Origin of the sequence: Methylotuvimicrobium alcaliphilum 20Z (genome assembly GCF_000968535.2) — a bacterium.
Taxonomy (GTDB): domain Bacteria; phylum Pseudomonadota; class Gammaproteobacteria; order Methylococcales; family Methylomonadaceae; genus Methylotuvimicrobium; species Methylotuvimicrobium alcaliphilum.
Genome location: NC_016112.1, coordinates 3,660,419 through 3,676,250, shown reverse-complemented (window position 1 = coordinate 3,676,250; position 15,832 = coordinate 3,660,419). Strand labels below are relative to the sequence as shown.

15 protein-coding genes are annotated in these 15,832 nt (G+C 49.1%); 14 read left to right on the top strand and 1 reads right to left on the bottom strand.

Features of this window, described 5'->3' with window-relative positions; translation table 11 throughout:
• Positions 1-88: 88 nt before the first annotated feature.
• A complete protein-coding gene (locus MEALZ_RS15480) occupies positions 89-1,210 on the bottom strand; it encodes a GGDEF domain-containing protein (protein ID WP_014149596.1) in 1,122 nt (373 codons plus the stop codon).
• An 820-nt stretch (positions 1,211-2,030) separates the two neighbouring features.
• On the opposite strand from MEALZ_RS15480, the gene MEALZ_RS15475 reads away from it, so the two are divergent.
• The 14 genes from MEALZ_RS15475 to MEALZ_RS15405 all read left to right on the top strand — a co-directional run bounded on the left by MEALZ_RS15475 (position 2,031) and on the right by MEALZ_RS15405 (position 15,825).
• On the top strand, positions 2,031-2,531 hold the full coding sequence (locus tag MEALZ_RS15475; RefSeq protein WP_014149595.1) for a flagellar basal body-associated FliL family protein: 501 nt from the start codon (positions 2,031-2,033) through the stop codon (positions 2,529-2,531).
• Positions 2,532-2,533: 2 nt separating this feature from the next.
• Positions 2,534-3,514, top strand: a complete 981-nt coding sequence (fliM, locus tag MEALZ_RS15470) for a flagellar motor switch protein FliM (protein WP_014149594.1) — start codon at positions 2,534-2,536, stop codon at positions 3,512-3,514.
• 972 nt (positions 3,515-4,486) lie between these two features.
• Positions 4,487-4,924: a flagellar motor switch protein FliN gene (fliN, locus tag MEALZ_RS15465; protein ID WP_014149593.1), complete on the top strand. Its 438-nt coding sequence runs from the start codon at positions 4,487-4,489 to the stop codon at positions 4,922-4,924.
• A complete protein-coding gene (gene fliO / locus MEALZ_RS15460) occupies positions 4,924-5,361 on the top strand; it encodes a flagellar biosynthetic protein FliO (RefSeq protein ID WP_014149592.1) in 438 nt (145 codons plus the stop codon). Before fliN ends, fliO begins: the two co-directional genes overlap by 1 nt.
• Before the next feature lie 43 nt (positions 5,362-5,404).
• Entirely contained in the window at positions 5,405-6,100 is a 696-nt protein-coding gene (gene fliP, locus MEALZ_RS15455; RefSeq protein WP_162473020.1) for a flagellar type III secretion system pore protein FliP, read from the top strand.
• A gap of 16 nt (positions 6,101-6,116) precedes the next feature.
• Entirely contained in the window at positions 6,117-6,386 is a 270-nt protein-coding gene (gene fliQ / locus MEALZ_RS15450) for a flagellar biosynthesis protein FliQ (protein ID WP_014149590.1), read from the top strand.
• Between the two features lie 4 nt (positions 6,387-6,390).
• Entirely contained in the window at positions 6,391-7,164 is a 774-nt protein-coding gene (gene fliR / locus MEALZ_RS15445; RefSeq protein WP_014149589.1) for a flagellar biosynthetic protein FliR, read from the top strand.
• A 9-nt stretch (positions 7,165-7,173) separates the two neighbouring features.
• A complete protein-coding gene (gene flhB, locus MEALZ_RS15440) occupies positions 7,174-8,304 on the top strand; it encodes a flagellar biosynthesis protein FlhB (protein ID WP_014149588.1) in 1,131 nt (376 codons plus the stop codon).
• Positions 8,305-8,969: 665 nt separating this feature from the next.
• Positions 8,970-11,063 carry a flagellar biosynthesis protein FlhA gene (gene flhA / locus MEALZ_RS15435; RefSeq protein WP_014149587.1) on the top strand — a complete coding sequence of 698 codons (2,094 nt, stop codon included), beginning with the start codon at positions 8,970-8,972 and terminating at the stop codon, positions 11,061-11,063.
• 16 nt (positions 11,064-11,079) lie between these two features.
• Positions 11,080-12,534 carry a flagellar biosynthesis protein FlhF gene (gene flhF, locus MEALZ_RS15430; protein WP_014149586.1) on the top strand — a complete coding sequence of 485 codons (1,455 nt, stop codon included), beginning with the start codon at positions 11,080-11,082 and terminating at the stop codon, positions 12,532-12,534.
• A 31-nt stretch (positions 12,535-12,565) separates the two neighbouring features.
• A complete protein-coding gene (locus MEALZ_RS15425; RefSeq protein ID WP_046061632.1) occupies positions 12,566-13,399 on the top strand; it encodes a MinD/ParA family protein in 834 nt (277 codons plus the stop codon).
• A complete protein-coding gene (locus tag MEALZ_RS15420; RefSeq protein WP_014149584.1) occupies positions 13,396-14,139 on the top strand; it encodes an RNA polymerase sigma factor FliA in 744 nt (247 codons plus the stop codon). The genes MEALZ_RS15425 and MEALZ_RS15420 overlap by 4 nt, the downstream gene beginning before the upstream one ends.
• Before the next feature lie 571 nt (positions 14,140-14,710).
• Entirely contained in the window at positions 14,711-15,085 is a 375-nt protein-coding gene (gene cheY / locus MEALZ_RS15410; RefSeq protein ID WP_014149583.1) for a chemotaxis response regulator CheY, read from the top strand.
• A 14-nt stretch (positions 15,086-15,099) separates the two neighbouring features.
• Positions 15,100-15,825 (top strand): protein phosphatase CheZ, encoded by a 726-nt coding sequence (locus tag MEALZ_RS15405; RefSeq protein WP_014149582.1) that lies wholly within the window; start codon positions 15,100-15,102, stop codon positions 15,823-15,825.
• The last annotated feature ends 7 nt before the right edge of the window (positions 15,826-15,832 follow it).

Below are 15,832 nucleotides of genomic sequence, written 5' to 3'. Positions count from 1 at the left end.
GTAGGATGGGTAGAGCGGAGCGAAACCCATCATGGAACGTCATGAGAGCCATTATAACAAATCGCGGGTTTGGTTAATGGCTGCGTTATTACAACTCCGCCGTTTCAGGATCGTCCAGTTTCGGGTCATACCAGGTGACCCTGTTGCGCCCACTTTCTTTAGAGCGGTATAGAGCTTTGTCGGCTAGTTTTACCAAGTCTTCGGCCTTCATGTCTTCCCTCGCAAATGTTGTAAAACCTCCGAGGCTAATCGTGACATGGCCTAGCGTCGATTGTTCGTGAGCAATTTCGAGATCCTCGACGGCTTGGCGCATCCGCTCGCCGATCGCATAGGCATCGTCACGCGCCGTTTTACTGAGCAGTACGACAAACTCTTCTCCGCCATAACGCGCCACTAGGTCGATCGCCCGCTTAACCGATTCGGCGAGCGCGCCCGCGACTTGCTCCAAGCAGTCGTCTCCTTCTTGATGGCCGTAATGGTCGTTGTATTTCTTGAAAAAATCGATATCCATAATGATCAAGGAAATCGGGGTTCTGTATCGAAGTGCATGCGCCCATTCTTGTTGTAGTACGAAATCGAAACGGCGTCGATTCGCAAGGCCCGTCAATTTGTCTTGTCCGGCCTCGTTTTCCAAACCGAAGCGGGAAAGCAGGCCGTCCATTAAATCGGAATGCAGTCGATAAGCGGAATAAAAGAGGCTGCCGCCCAGTATCAATATAGCGGGAATCGAGCTTAAGCCGGGCTCGTTGTCCATTACGATTAAAATACCAATTAATGGTAGCAAGATTCCGAATAAGAATGCCGCATAGACCGACGGCAAGGTGCTAAGCCTAGGCATTGCTGCAGCGGCGACAGCGCTCAGCATCATGAAGACGAATAAGCGGGTGTCTAACGATAGCAAGGGAAATAGGAGCGCGCTGACGCCAAGGCTTAATCCGGCAATGCCGGCCGCGACAATGTCGGGCACGATCGTGTCGCCCTTAATGGTATCGTCGGGAATATGGCGGAGCGCCTGGGTGCTTCTATACCAATGCCAAAAGCCGGCAAGCAAGGCAATAGCAAGCCAAGCCCCCCATATCGATAAGGGAAGTTCGAACCATAAGTATGCTGCAATAAGGCCGGTATGTACACAATGAACGGCAAGATCTCTTGTTGAATGCCGATAGAGATGCCGGATCAATTGTGTGGAAAGTCGATGAGGGTCGATCAAGTTCGTTTATTCCGTCGTAAAGCCATGGCGTAAAAGTAATTTTCAGGTAAGTATTCCGTCTCCCTCTTGGTAAAGGCGACTATTTAAATAAATTCCCCTCAATCCCTTTTTTTAGAAGGGTGCGGTAAAAATCCAACTTGATTATACCTTTTGCACTTCAAATTTCGGCAGTGCCCGAGGAGGCGTCGGGGTGTGCGGCAAAGGCTTTGCCAGAATGGAGCTGGCATAGAGTCTACATGGACGTATTCACGGCGTCCTTTGGCGGACACCCCGGCGCCGAATTTTGATCTACTACGGGTATAAAAAGGGGCTGAACCATTACATTTTTAGAGTCGTAGGTTAACCATAAAACGCATTAAAGGAAATTAGCAAATATTGTACTCCGTTTATGCCGAGCAAAGTTGAGGCATGAATCGGCTACAATAATTTCACCGGGTGGACGGATCACCAAAATACTGTTTATCTTTCGAATGATTTCAGGAAAACGGTATTTGTAGCTTTGATTGTTTATTCTACTATGAATATGCACGATTGATTTTGATCTTGCAAAGCCTGCATTCACGCCATCCTCGCTACTGCATAGGTTAGATATTCGCTCGGCTAACGTTCGGTAAACGACAGTTCGAGACATAACCCGGAGCGAATGCCGCAAGTCTGCTTTATACTGTAGAACAAAATAACGATTCGAAAAGTGGCTAAAATTTGTCACCGTTATCGTAACGCTTTTAAGGTAATTAGTTAAGGTGATGATCTATAATCATAAGTTAATTATGGTTTGTTTATTGCTGAATCATGAATTGAGATAACAAGGTAAATATATATGGCGGAAAAAAATCAAACAGCGGAAGGCGAAAAGAAGTCGTCTAAGACGCTCATTATCATCATATTGGCTGTTTTGCTGGTATTGGCGGGCGCGGGCGGCGCTTATTTTTTTCTTGCCGGTGATGATTCCGAGAATGCGGCCGACGTTGCAGAGTCCGAACAAAAATCTGAAGCCAAGCCCGAGGTTTTTTATTACGATTTTAGTAAACCGCTGATAGTAAACTTTCCTGCGGGTTCGAGAATGCGGTTGATGCAGGTCTCGATATCGTTGTTGGTTGATAATCAAGAAGCCATAGAAGACTTAAAAAAACATGACCCTATGATTCGAAATAATCTCTTAATGTTGATTAGCGCGCAAAGTTCCGATGAACTTAATTCTCGGGAGGGTAAGGAGACGCTTAGGGAAGCGGTGCACGCCGAGGTGAGTTCGGTCTTGGAAAAAATGACCGGTAAACAGTCTCTCAAGGAAGTGTTTTTTACTTCATTCGTGATGCAATAATTATGTCTACTGCAGACCTGCTTTCGCAAGAAGAAATCGATGCTTTGTTGCATGGCGTCGACGATGGCGAAATCGAAACCGAAACCGATGATGTAGAGGAATACACCGGCGCGCGAGCGTACGATTTTACCAGTCAGGAGCGCATCGTTCGCGGCCGAATGCCGACGTTGGAGATGATCAATGAACGTTTCGCACGCTATTTTCGAATTACCTTGTTCAATTTTTTGAGGCGTTCGGCGGAAATTTCGATTTCAGGTATACAAGTACAAAAATTTTCCGAATATGTTCAGAGTTTGTTCGTGCCGACCAATCTGAACATTGTTAAATTTATGCCGTTGAAAGGCCGTGCTTTGATCGTTATGGAGCCGCGCTTGGTTTTTACCGCAGTGGACAATTTTTTTGGCGGTACCGGGCAGTTTTATAACAAGGTCGAAGGCCGTGAATTTACGCCGACCGAGATGCGGGTGATTCGTTTGTTTATCGATATGATTTTCAAGGATTTACAGGAAGCCTGGAGGCCGGTTTTAGCGTTGCAGTTTGAATATTTGACTTCCGAAGTTAATCCGCAATTCGCGAATGTCGTCAGTCCATCGGAGATTGTTGTGATCTCGACGATGCATGTCGAGCTCGATGGCGGCGGCGGGGATATCAATATCGTCATGCCTTATACGATGATTGAGCCGATTCGGGAATTGCTCGATCAGGTGATCAGCGATCGGGGCGAGACGGACGGGCGTTGGCAGGAGTTACTGAGAAAAAGTGTCATGAATGTGGCCGTCACGCTCGATAGCTTGCTGATCGAGAAAAAAATGACGGTTAAGGACGTCATGCAATTGAAAAAAGGCGATGTGATACCGGTCGATATGCCGGATATCGTGCGCTTGAGAGCGCAGACCATTCCGGTATTTGAAGGCAAGATTGGTTTATCGGACGGTAATTACGCGATCAAGATTGTTAACAAGGTAAACCCCGATTATGTTTGACGGTAAGGGGTTCGTGCCAATAAATTCCTGGAGCTATGAGTTTTGTAGCGGGTTCGGTAACTCGCTTAGGAATATGCACAAAATAACTTATACAAGTAGTAGGCTTTGTGGCGGTTTGGTGACTCGCTTGACAGGACGCCGTGAATACGTCCATGTAGGCTTGACGGCGGCGACTGATTGCCAAGGATGGCATGAATGCAGATTTTGCATTACGCCAGGGATGGCGTGTATTAGGGCAACGCAGGAGCAGTTGCCGAGGAGCAAAAATCTGCCCTGCCGCCGACACCTGTCAATCGAGCCACCAAACCCCCTTCCGACAGTTGTCTAAATTATTTCATGCTCGTTCCTTACCTTGCATTAAAAATAGGGAAGTTATTTATGACCGAATCCTTAGTGGTTTTCCACAGAAGGCGGCGAATGTCTTGTGGGAGCGATCCCCAGATCGCGATTTCGGGGTCGAGAATGCCAAATTACATTAAATGGCATCGAGGTCAAAAGGCTAAAATATGCTCTTACCCAAGCAGGAGCTCTCATCGTTATACATAAATTGTAGGGTACGCTGCGCGTACCAAAGCCGTGCCCTAATGGTTCGGTTGGCACATGAACATCGCGGGGTTACCATGGTACGCACAGCGTACCCTACGCAAATCACCTAGCGTTAGGTGACGCTGCCATTAAGTTAAGGATTTTTCCGTTCGCCCTGAGCCTGTCGAAGGGGGAATGGAAAAATCCTGGGTCGATAAGTTAAGCCGTCCATGGTTCGACAGGCTCACCACGAACGGCTTAACTTAATGGCAGTGAGCGTTAGGTGAGGGAGATCCGCGGGTGTTAAGTGACAATAAAGGGTATCGAGGTTTCATTGGTTAAGATTGCAAAAGGGTATTTTTTGACTTATGTATAACGATGAGAGCTGGAGCTTGGGTAAGAGCGAAGATGGGATTTAGGAAATGGTTTTAAACAGAGATAGCGATAATGAGTGAACAAGACGATTCGGATTTAGGTGACGATTGGGCGGCGGCTATGAACGAGCAGGCCGAGTCCGAAGCCGAAACAAAGAGCGCCAAAAATAGCAATCATGTCGAGACGGCATCGTTCGATCAATTCGATAATCAACCCCATGAAGCGAATGAGTTGGGGGAGTCCGGCAATGAGATTCAAATGGATATCATTCTCGATATTCCGGTGACCATGTCGATGGAGATCGGTCGGACTCAGGTGAGCATCAGGAATTTATTGCAATTGAACGAAGGTTCGGTGGTCGAGTTAGATCGTCTTGCGGGCGAGCCGATGGATGTTCTGGTCAATGGCACGTTGATTGCTCATGGCGAAGTGGTCGTGGTAAACGATAAGTTTGGGATTCGCTTGACTGATGTAGTCAGCCCAACCGAACGGGTTAAAAAGCTTCGTTGATGGTTAGGTTTATCTTAAGCGTTTTGTTTTACGCATACCTTCCGTCGGTTTTTGCCTCGCCCGTATCCGAAGTATCCGGAGTTGCGGTCAAAAATGTGGGTTTTCAAGACGTGTTGCAATGGGGCCTGGCGCTTATCTTCGTATTGGGAATCTTTGGGGTTTTTGTTTGGTCGTTACGCAAATTAAGCGGGTTGCCGGTTGGCGGTGAAGCGAAAATGCGGGTGCTGGGCGGCTTGTCCCTCGGCATGCGCGAAAAAGTCGTTTTGCTAGAGGTCGGTAATAAACAACTGGTCTTGGGCGTCACGCCGGGAAGGATAGAGGCGTTATTGGTCTTGGACGGCGAGGATCGCCTGGTTAGCGATCGTGGCGAACCAGGTGGCCCCAGCGTGTTTTCACAAAAGTTGATGCAAGCGATGAAGAGGCGCGGCAATGGTTAAATCTTTGCGGACGTGCGGTTTCGTTTTCGCCGTTCTTCTGCCGATGCCGCTTCATGCAACTGGAGTCGAGGCGTTTACGGTTACGACCAACGCACAGGGCGGCCAAACCTATTCGGTAACGATTCAGATCCTCGCGTTAATGACAATGTTGACGGTTTTGCCGTCCTTGTTACTGACGATGACTTCGTTTACTCGGATCATGATTGTTTTGGGACTGTTGCGTCAGGCTTTAGGGACCGCGCAAGCGCCGAGTAATCAAATTTTGTTGGGTTTGTCGTTATTTTTGACGTTTTTCATCATGGCGCCGGTATTCGACAAGGTCAATCGCGATGCGATTCAGCCTTATCTCGAGGAAAAAATAGATGTGTTGACCGCTGTCGAGAATGCATCGGTGCCTTTTCGGCAATTCATGATTAGGCAGACTCGCGAATCCGACCTCGAAATGTTTCTCAGGATTTCCGGTCACGAAGAAGTCGAATCGGTCGACGATGTGCCGTTTTCGGTATTGTTACCGGCTTATGTGACCAGCGAATTGAAGACGGCTTTCCAAATCGGTTTTTTGATTTTTTTGCCTTTTCTGGTGATCGATTTAGTGGTTGCTAGCGTATTGATGTCGATGGGTATGATGATGCTGTCGCCGATGATTATATCGCTGCCTTTTAAGATAATGCTGTTCGTGATGGCAGACGGGTGGTCGCTGATCATGGAAATGCTCGCGGCCAGTTTTTATGTGGCTTGATCATTAGGAGGGAGCGATGACTCCGGAAACGATTTACACGGTGAGTCAGGAAGCGATGTGGGTGGCGGTTAAGTTGACCGCGCCGGTGTTATTGCCGTCATTGATAGTCGGTTTGATTATCGCGATGTTTCAAGCCGCCACTCAGATCAACGAAATGACGTTGACCTTTGTTCCCAAGCTTATCGCGATCGGTATCGTGATGATGACGATGGGGCCCTGGATGCTGCAAATGTACTTGGATTTTTTTCAGCAATTGATTCGTGATATTCCTGAAATGATTGGGTAGGCGATTGAATTTTACCGAAGCCCAATTATTGAATTGGGTTGCGTCGTTTATTTGGCCGTTGATGCGCATCGGCGCGATGCTAGTTGCAGCGCCGTTGTTTAGCATGCAAGGCGTGCCGCCTCGGGTGAGGTTAGTTATTGCACTGGGCTTGACTTTGGTCGTCATGCCTTTGCTGCCTCCATTGCCCGATGTGCCTATGTGGAGTTATCAGGGTTTGGTTGTGTCGGTGCAGCAGGTTTTAATCGGCTTGGTGAGCGGTTTCATCATACAAATGGTTTTTGGCGTCGTAGTGTTTGCCGGGCAAACGATCGCTTATAGCATGGGCTTGGGGTTTGCATCGATGGTCGATCCGCAAAGCGGTCAACAAATTCCGGTGTTGGCACAGTTTTATATTATCGTCAGTACGCTGATTTTTTTTGTTTTAGATGGGCATTTGATGTTGATTCGCATGGTGTTGGATAGCTTTAATACCGTGCCGATTGCGGTCGATGGGTTGGTGCAGGCCGAAATTTGGTCGATTATTGCATGGAGCAGTCGCTTGTTTGCCTCGGGTTTGTTATTGGCTTTGCCGGTCATGGCGAGTTTGCTGATGGTCAATGTCAGTTTTGGCGTCGCGGCACGCGCCGCCCCGCAGTTGCATATTTTTGCGGTGGGTTTTCCGGTTACGTTGATGCTGGGCTTGCTGCTGATCTGGCTGACCTTGCCGACTATGCTGCAACAATTTACCGGTGTCATGGCTGAGGGTTATGAGCTTCTAGAGCAGGTGCTGCGTCTGTAGCAGGTCGACATGGCAGAAGATACCGGTCAGGATAAAACAGAAGAACCCACGGCGAAGCGGCTTGAAGATGCTCGAAAAAAAGGTCAAGTCGCAAGGTCTAGGGAGCTCAATACTTTTGTGATGCTGGTCACCAGTTCGGTATTGCTGTTATTCATGGGCGGATATATCGGTCAAGGCATGATCGAGATTATGCAAACCCAGTTCCAATTGAGCAGGGAGGTTATTTTCGCGCCCGAAAGTCCGGTTAAGTATTTTAAGCAGGCCTTGCTCGATGCTTTCTGGCTCATCTCGCCGTTTTTGGCGGTATTGGTTGTCGCGGCGTTGATTGGACCCTTGGTTCTGAGCGGATGGGTGTTCAGTTGGGAAGCGTTGACGCCGAAGCTGGAAAAACTCGACCCGATCAAGGGGTTGGCCCGTTTGTTTTCGAAAAAAGGATTGATCGAGTTGTTGAAGGCGCTGATCAAATTTTTGTTGGTGTTCGGCGTTGCAATGATCTTATATAAGTCGTTTTTGAACGAGTTTCTTGGCTTGAGTGCAGAGCCCTTGGGGCAGGCTGTTCAGCATGCCTTGTCTCATATCGGTTTCGGTTTTTTGGTGTTGAGTGCGTCGTTGATTTTGATCGTGATGGTCGATGTACCTTACCAACTCTGGGATCATCATGAAAAGTTGAAAATGACACGCCAGGAAGTGCGCGACGAAATGAAGGAGTCTCAAGGAAATCCGGAAATCAAAGGGCGTCAGCGCAGGATACAAATGGAAATGTCGCAACGGCGCATGATGGAGGAAGTGCCTAAGGCCGATGTCATCGTAACCAATCCGACGCATTTTGCCGTGGCATTGCAATACGATCAAAATTCGTCTGCTGCGCCGAAGGTCATTGCCAAGGGTACCGATCTGATTGCGGCGCAAATTCGCAATTTGGCGGCCGGTGCGAATGTGCCGCTATTGGTTGCACCGCCTCTGGCTCGGGCCTTGTATTACTCTACCGATTTGAAACAGGAGATACCGCAAGGCTTGTTTTTGGCGGTCGCGCAGGTGCTGGCCTATGTGTATCAGTTAAAAACAGCCAAGGCTTACGGTTGGGAAGAGCCGTCGCCGCCGCAAGATTTGCCGATCCCTGAAGAGTTTCGAAAAGAGTAGGGAGGTGGGGGAAAGAGGAAAGGTCAAAGGTGAAAGGGGAAAGAGGAAAGAGGAAAGAGGAAAGAGGAAAGAGGAAAGAGGAAAGGGGAAAGAGGAAAGAGGAAAGAGGAAAGAGGAAAGAGGAAAGAGGAAAGGGGAAGGGTGGGTCATGTAGGGTACGCTATGCGTACCATGGCAACCCCGCTACGCTAATATAAGCCCTTTCATCGTTCCCACGCTCTGCGCTCATCGTTATGCATGAGTCAAAAATAACCCTTTTACAATCTTAACCAATGAGACCTCGATACCCTTTATTGTTGCTTAGCGTACCCGGCTTCGAAATCGCGACGAAGGCGTCGCTCCCACAAGGGGCTGGATGCTCTGTGGGCGCGATCCCCAGATCGCGATTTCGGGGCCGCGCCAGTCCCGTATTCCGCTACGCTGCATACGGGCTACGTGCTTTTTCATCGTTCCCACGCTCTGCGTGGGAATGCAGCCCGAACCGCTCTGCGGTTCGAGAGCGATGGAGCGCTCCGACCTGGAAACCATTGGGTAAGTGTCTCCTTAAGTACTTATTCATCAAAGTAAATGCCACGACTAATCCGCCTTAACCGGGGTTGCCAGCTTTTGGCTCCTATTGCCTCGATCAATCTTAATTTATGCCGAGCGATTACCAAGACTAAATCATGGACCTTACCCGAATTTTAAATACCTTAAAAATGATAAGCGGCTCAGGACTCGGCGCGCCGCTGCTGATCATCATGATTTTGTCGATGGTGGTCCTGCCGTTGCCGCCGTTTTTGTTGGATTTGTTTTTCACGTTCAATATTGCCTTTTCTCTGATTATTCTGTTGGTCGTTATTTATATGCTGAATCCGCTGGAGTTTTCGGTGTTTCCGACGGTAATTTTGGTGGCGACTTTGATGAGGCTGGCATTGAACGTGGCGTCGACACGAATCGTCTTGCTCGAGGGACATCAAGGCGGTGCGGCGGCGGGTAAGGTGATTGAAGCGTTCGGCTCGTTCGTCATCGGCGGTAATTTCGCGGTGGGCTTGGTGGTGTTTTCGATCTTGGTTGTGATCAATTTCGTCGTGGTGACCAAAGGTGCGGGTCGGGTTGCTGAAGTGGGCGCGCGGTTTACATTGGATGCGATGCCGGGCAAGCAAATGGCGATCGATGCCGATCTCAATTCCGGATTGATTACGCAGGATCAGGCGCGCGAGCGGCGTTCCGAGGTGGCCGCCGAGGCCGATTTTTACGGCTCGATGGATGGCGCCAGTAAATTCGTCAGAGGCGATGCGGTTGCCGGTATCATTATTTTATTCGTCAATATTATCGGCGGACTCGCGATCGGCGTGGGTCAACATGGAATGAGTTTTGCAGAGGCCGGCGAAATTTATGTGCTATTGACTATCGGTGACGGCTTGGTCGCTCAGATTCCTTCGCTATTGCTGTCGAGTGCGTCGGCGATCGTGGTGACGCGCGTAAAAGGCGGTACCGAGGATATCGGTCAGCAAGTCAGCGCGCAGCTTTTCGAAAATTCCAAAGCCTTGTATATCACTGCCGGTGTAATGGGGGCTTTGGGGGTTATTCCGGGCATGCCGAATTTGGTATTCATTCTGCTGGCCGGTTCTATGGCCGGTTCTGCTTATATGATCGACAGGCGTCAGAAGGTTTTGGCCAGTATCGAAACTAAGCGGGAGCTCGATGTTCGCCAAACCGTACCGGAGGTCAAGGAGTTGGGTTGGGATGATGTGATGCCGGTCGATATCATCGGCTTGGAAGTCGGCTACCGTTTGATTCCATTGGTCGACAAAAATCAAGGAGGGCAGCTGATGACGCGGATCAAAGGTGTGCGTAAAAAGTTGTCGCAGGAGTTGGGTTTTTTAGTGCCTACGGTGCATATTCGCGATAATTTGGATTTGTCGCCGACGATGTATCGCATCACTTTGATGGGCGTAACCATGGGCGAGGCGGAGATCTTTCCCGAATTGGAATTGGCGATCAATCCCGGTCAAGTTTTCGGTTCGTTGAAAGGCCGGGAATGTCGCGATCCGGCATTCGGTCTGGAGGCGGTTTGGATCGATGCGGGTCAGAAAGATCACGCGCAAACGTTGGGCTATACCGTCGTCGATCCCGGTACTGTTATTGCCACGCATTTGAGTCATTTACTGCAAAGCAACTCGCATGAATTATTCGGCTACGAAGAAGCGCAACAGTTACTCGATAATCTTGCGAAAGTCGCCCCGAAACTGGTCGAGGATCTGGTCCCAAAAACATTGCCGTTGGGTGTTGTGGTCAAGGTGTTGCAAAACTTACTGCAAGAGCATGTGTCGATTAGGGATATTCGTACGATTGCCGAAACTTTGGCGGAGTTCGGCGTCAAGAGTCAAGATCCCGATATCTTGACCTCGGCGGTCCGTGTGGCGCTAGGGCGATCAATCGTTCATGAAATCAGTGGGATACAGCAGGAATTGCCGGTTATTACCTTGGATTCAGAGTTGGAACGATTGTTGCATAAGTCATTGCAGACGGCGGGTGAAGGCGGTGTCGGCATCGAGCCGGGGCTGGCCGAGCAAATGCATCGGTCGCTGGAAGAGAGTGCTCAAAAAATGGAAATGGAAGGACAGGTGCCGGTTTTATTGGTTTCGTCCTTTGTTCGTCCCTGGTTGGCTCGCTTCGTCCGTCATTCGATTTCAGGCTTGCATGTGTTGGCTTACAATGAAATACCTGAAGATCGCCAAATAAGAGTGGTTTCCACGGTTGGACAACGCGCCTAATTGACGGGGTAGTACAATGAAAATCAAACGTTTTTTTGCATCGGACATTCGCCAAGCGATGCGCATGGTTAAAGATGAGTTGGGTGCCGATGCGGTGATCATGTCCAATCGCTCGGTCGATGGCGGCGTGGAAATCGTCGCTGCTCGCGATTTTGACGAGCAACTCATTCATAATAAATTGCAAAAAGATGCGGCTGAGCGGAAAGCTCAAAACCCCGAAGTCAAACAGCCCCCGTTACAGGATTTTGCGGCTGAAAACAAATCGGCACAGATTATTAGTAGCACTCGAAAAAAAGGGGCGGACGGTTCGGTACCGCCGCGTCCGTTGCGTCGGGATTTTGACGAATATCTGGGTTATGCGGAAAAAATGCAAATAAATCGTCCGCGTCGTTTGCAGCCCGATCCGGTACAGAAGCCGGCGCCGGCTGTATCGGCAAAAATAGAGGAAATTCCCGACGAGCCGGCACCTGCGATTCAGGAAAAAACGGTGATGTCGGCGCGTGCCGAAGAGCCCGTTTCGGTCGCCCGCGAAAACAGTGCGAACGATCAGCTTATCAAAGATATGTTCCAGGAATTGAAATCGCTGAAGATGACGATGAATAGCCGCCTGTCGGAAATCGGTTGGCGGCAAAACAGTCAAAGCAATCCGGTGCGGGTCGAATTGTTGCATCGTTTGGTCGATATGGGGATCGCCAAAAATTTGAGTATGAAAGTCGCCGGTCGCTTGAGTAATTATCAAACCATCGATCCAGCGTTCAAAAAAGCTCAAGAAATGTTGGTTAACGTGCTGCCTGTCTATAATGATGCGCTTTTGGATTATGGCGGAATCGCCGCGTTGGTGGGGCCGACCGGCGTCGGCAAGACTACGACGATCGCTAAATTGGCGGCACGCTTCATTTTGAAACATGGGCCGAGACAAGTCGCGTTGATCACGACCGATAATTATCGTATTGCTGCGCATGATCAACTCAATACCTATGGCCGGATTCTCGATGTGCCGGTTCGTGTGGCGGCCGATGCCGAGCAGCTGCGAAATTTGATCGACGGTTTTGCCGATAAGCGTCTTATTTTGATCGATACCGCCGGAATGAGTCAGCGCGACCAACGCTTGGCCGAGCAAATCCAAACGTTACAGCACGATGACTTACGCATTCGACCTTATTTGGTGATGTCTGCCGCGACGCAATACAAAGCGATGAAAGAGATTATCCAAGCCTTTCAAATTTTTCAGCCTGAAGCAGGCATATTGACTAAACTTGACGAAGCAGCGACCAAGGGGGCGGCAATATCGGCATTAATTGAACAGCGCATGCCGCTATCTTATGTTACCGATGGACAACAAGTACCCGAGGATCTGCATGTGGCCTCGGCCAAGCAATTAATTGAGCAGTGCGCAGCAGAGTCGGATCAAGAAAGCGATTATAATGCCATACTTGATTATGACGACTGGGTGGCGCAAGGTTATGCATAATCCATTCGATCAGGCAGCCGGAATCAGAAGAATGAAAAAAACGAATCCCGTTCGGGTCATCGCGGTCACTAGCGGTAAAGGCGGCGTTGGGAAAACCAATTTATCGGTAAACTTGGGTTTGGCACTGGCCGAACAAGGCAAGCGAGTTGCCTTGCTCGATGCCGATATGGGGCTTGCCAATGTCGACGTATTACTGGGCATGTATCCGAAATTCAATCTTTCGCATGTATTGAAAGGCGAAAAGACATTGAACGAAATTATCGTGACCGGGCCGTCCGGGTTGCAAGTGATTCCGGCTTCGTCGGGCTTGCAGCATATGTCCGATTTGTCGACGGTCGAACAAGCCGCAGTCATTCGGGCATTTAGCGATATCGATCAGGATTTGGATGTGCTGATTGTCGATACGGCGGCGGGTATATCGTCCAGCGTCATTAATTTTGCCCGTGCTTGTCAAGAAGTCATCGTTGTCGTGTGCGACGAGCCGACCTCTTTAACCGATGCCTATGCTTTCATTAAGCTCTTAAATCGTGATTACGGCTTAAGCCGCTTCCATATTTTGACTAACATGGTTCAAAGCGCACAGCAAGGCCAGAATCTTTTTCAAAAATTGACGAAAGTCACCGACCGATATCTGGATGTGACGTTACAGTTTGCAGGTGCGGTACCTTATGATGAATATTTACGCAAAGCCGTTCAGCAACAAAGCCCGGTCGTCGCCGCCTATCCGCGCAGTAAAGCCTCTCTGGCCTTGAAAAATGTGGCAAGACAAATAAATAGCTGGCCGATCAAAGGACAAGCGGGCGGTTATCTTGAGTTCTTTATCGAACGCATGATCCAATACGGCGCACAAAAGGATGTTGCATGAAGGGAGCGGCCATGTATGCGTCGGTGCAATCGGGTGAAAAAGAAGACCTGGTACTGCGGCATGTGCCTTTAGTTAAACGGATTGCCTATCATTTATTGGCCAAACTGCCTGAAACGGTATTGGTCGAGGACTTGATTCAATCCGGAATGATCGGCTTGTTGGATGCGATCAAGCATTTCGATGCCTCGCAAGGCGCCAGTTTCGACACGTATGCCGGTATCCGCATTCGGGGTGCAATGCTCGACGAAGTTCGACGATCCGATTGGACGCCGCGTTCCGTTCATAAAAAAGCGCGTATGGTGAGCGATGCGATAAGACACATCGAAAGTAAAACCGGCCGCGATGCCAACGATGGCGAGGTCGCGGAGTATTTGGGGATCAGTGCCGACGAATACGGACGTATATTGCAAGATACGCAATGCTGTCGTACCTTGAGCGTCGAGGAGTTGTCCGAAGAAGGCGATGCGGCTTTTTATGATAATCAGCCGTTAAAAAACGATCCGTTGAACCGATTAAGCCGAGAAAAATTCAATCAGGCGTTAGTCGAGTCGATTCGAAGTTTGCCCGAGCGCGAACAGCTCGTGGTTTCGCTGTATTATGTCGATGAATTAAATTTACGCGAAATCGGCCAAATTTTAAATATTAGCGAGTCCCGTGTCAGTCAAATCAGCAGTCAGGCCATGTTGAGATTGCGAGCGAGACTTGCGGACTGGCGAGAAGGTCATGATAATGGCGACTGAATGGGGCTTTACAGGCATGAACGTTATGCCTAGCGTAGATCTTTTGCGGTAACCCGTACCGAATGTTTCGTTTTGCCCTAAATACTTTGTGCGGTTACTCAGGCTCTAGCTCTCATCGTTATACATAAATTGTAGGGTACGCTGCGCGTACCAAAACCGTGCCCTGGCGGTTCGGTTGGCACATGACATTGCGGGGTTACCATGGTACGCACAGCGTACCCTACGCGGCTGTGCTGTTTGATAAAATTGCGGATATTGAACATCAGTGGCTTCGAAATCGCGACGAAGGCGTTGCTCCCACAAGGGGCCGGATGCTCTGTGGGAGCGATCCCCAGATCGCGATTTCGAAGTCGGGAACGTTGGGCGACAAAAAATGGTATCGAGGCCTCATTGGCTAAGATTGCAAAACGGTAATTCTTGACTTATGTATCACGATGAGAGCTGGAGCTTGGGAAAGAGCGTGATGGGGGTTGGCCGTGCTATTGAAAAAGATATGCGATGCGCAGCATCAAACGTTAAAAAGTTTTATTTATTAAGTTGAGTGGGTTGGAGACTATCCTTGGATAAAAATATGAAAATTCTCATTGTGGATGATTTTTCGACGATGAGACGTATTATAAAAAACTTGCTGAGGGATTTGGGCTTTACTAATACGGCCGAAGCCGATGACGGTAAAACCGCTCTGCCGAGACTAAAATCCGGAGGCATCGATTTTCTAGTGACCGACTGGAATATGCCGGGCATGTCCGGATTGGATTTGCTGAAAGCCGTTCGAGCCGACCCGGATCTTGCCACGCTCCCGGTTTTAATGGTAACGGCCGAAGCGAAGCGCGAGCAAATTATTATGGCGGCTCAAGCAGGCGTCAATGGATATATCATCAAGCCGTTTACCGCCGCGACGCTCAAAGAAAAAATCGAAAAAATCTTTGAACGCATAGACAGCTAATCTGAGGGGATTTAATGACCGATAAAGATCGCCTTAGTCAGGTTAAAGACCTGCTTAAGGCATTAGAAGAAGGAGACGAGCAAACGGCCGACAGAATTCTCGATGAAATAGCCGGAATACGCGAAAGTCAGTTGTTCATTGAAGTGGGTAGGTTAACTCGGCAATTGCACGATGCCATGGTGCATTTTTCTGTGGATTCGAAAATCACCGAGATTGCCGCGCAGGAAATTCCGGATGCGAAGGAACGATTGCGTTATGTCATTACAATGACCGAGCAAGCAGCGGATCAAACCTTGACCGTTGTCGAAGATATCGTCCCGGTTGCGCGAATGCTCAACGAACAAGCCACAAAGCTCGCTGAAAACTGGGAACGTTTCTTGATTCGCAAAATGCCTTTCGAAGAGTTCAAGGACATGAGTCAGGAAATCACCGAATATTTCAATGAGTCTGTTAAATCGCTGGAAATTATGCAAAACGGGCTCAACGATATTTTAATGGCTCAAGGTTTTCAGGACATTACCGGGCAAATCATCCGGCGCGTAATAGCAATGGTCGAAGACTTGGAAAACGGCATGGTCGATTTAATCCGTTTGTCAAGCGTTAAAGCGGCTTCGAAAGAGACGGTCATGTCGAACGTCGAATTACCGGGACCGGTCGTGCCCGGTGTTGACGATAAAAAGGACGCGGTGGCGACTAGCCAAGACGATGTTGACGACTTGCTATCCAGCTTGGGTTTTTGAGGATTGA

Bases quoted from the DNA above. Each gene is read 5' to 3' on its own strand.
- MEALZ_RS15425 (WP_046061632.1), top strand. From the start codon at position 12,566: ATGAAAAAAACGAATCCCGTTCGGGTCATCGCGGTCACTAGCGGTAAA.
- fliP (WP_162473020.1), top strand. From the start codon at position 5,405: ATGCCGCTTCATGCAACTGGAGTCGAGGCGTTTACGGTTACGACCAAC.
- flhA (WP_014149587.1), top strand. From the start codon at position 8,970: ATGGACCTTACCCGAATTTTAAATACCTTAAAAATGATAAGCGGCTCA.
- MEALZ_RS15475 (WP_014149595.1), top strand. From the start codon at position 2,031: ATGGCGGAAAAAAATCAAACAGCGGAAGGCGAAAAGAAGTCGTCTAAG.
- MEALZ_RS15405 (WP_014149582.1), top strand. From the start codon at position 15,100: ATGACCGATAAAGATCGCCTTAGTCAGGTTAAAGACCTGCTTAAGGCA.
- fliN (WP_014149593.1), top strand. From the start codon at position 4,487: ATGAGTGAACAAGACGATTCGGATTTAGGTGACGATTGGGCGGCGGCT.
- fliQ (WP_014149590.1), top strand. From the start codon at position 6,117: ATGACTCCGGAAACGATTTACACGGTGAGTCAGGAAGCGATGTGGGTG.
- flhF (WP_014149586.1), top strand. From the start codon at position 11,080: ATGAAAATCAAACGTTTTTTTGCATCGGACATTCGCCAAGCGATGCGC.
- MEALZ_RS15420 (WP_014149584.1), top strand. From the start codon at position 13,396: ATGAAGGGAGCGGCCATGTATGCGTCGGTGCAATCGGGTGAAAAAGAA.
- fliO (WP_014149592.1), top strand. From the start codon at position 4,924: ATGGTTAGGTTTATCTTAAGCGTTTTGTTTTACGCATACCTTCCGTCG.
- flhB (WP_014149588.1), top strand. From the start codon at position 7,174: ATGGCAGAAGATACCGGTCAGGATAAAACAGAAGAACCCACGGCGAAG.
- fliM (WP_014149594.1), top strand. From the start codon at position 2,534: ATGTCTACTGCAGACCTGCTTTCGCAAGAAGAAATCGATGCTTTGTTG.
- cheY (WP_014149583.1), top strand. From the start codon at position 14,711: ATGAAAATTCTCATTGTGGATGATTTTTCGACGATGAGACGTATTATA.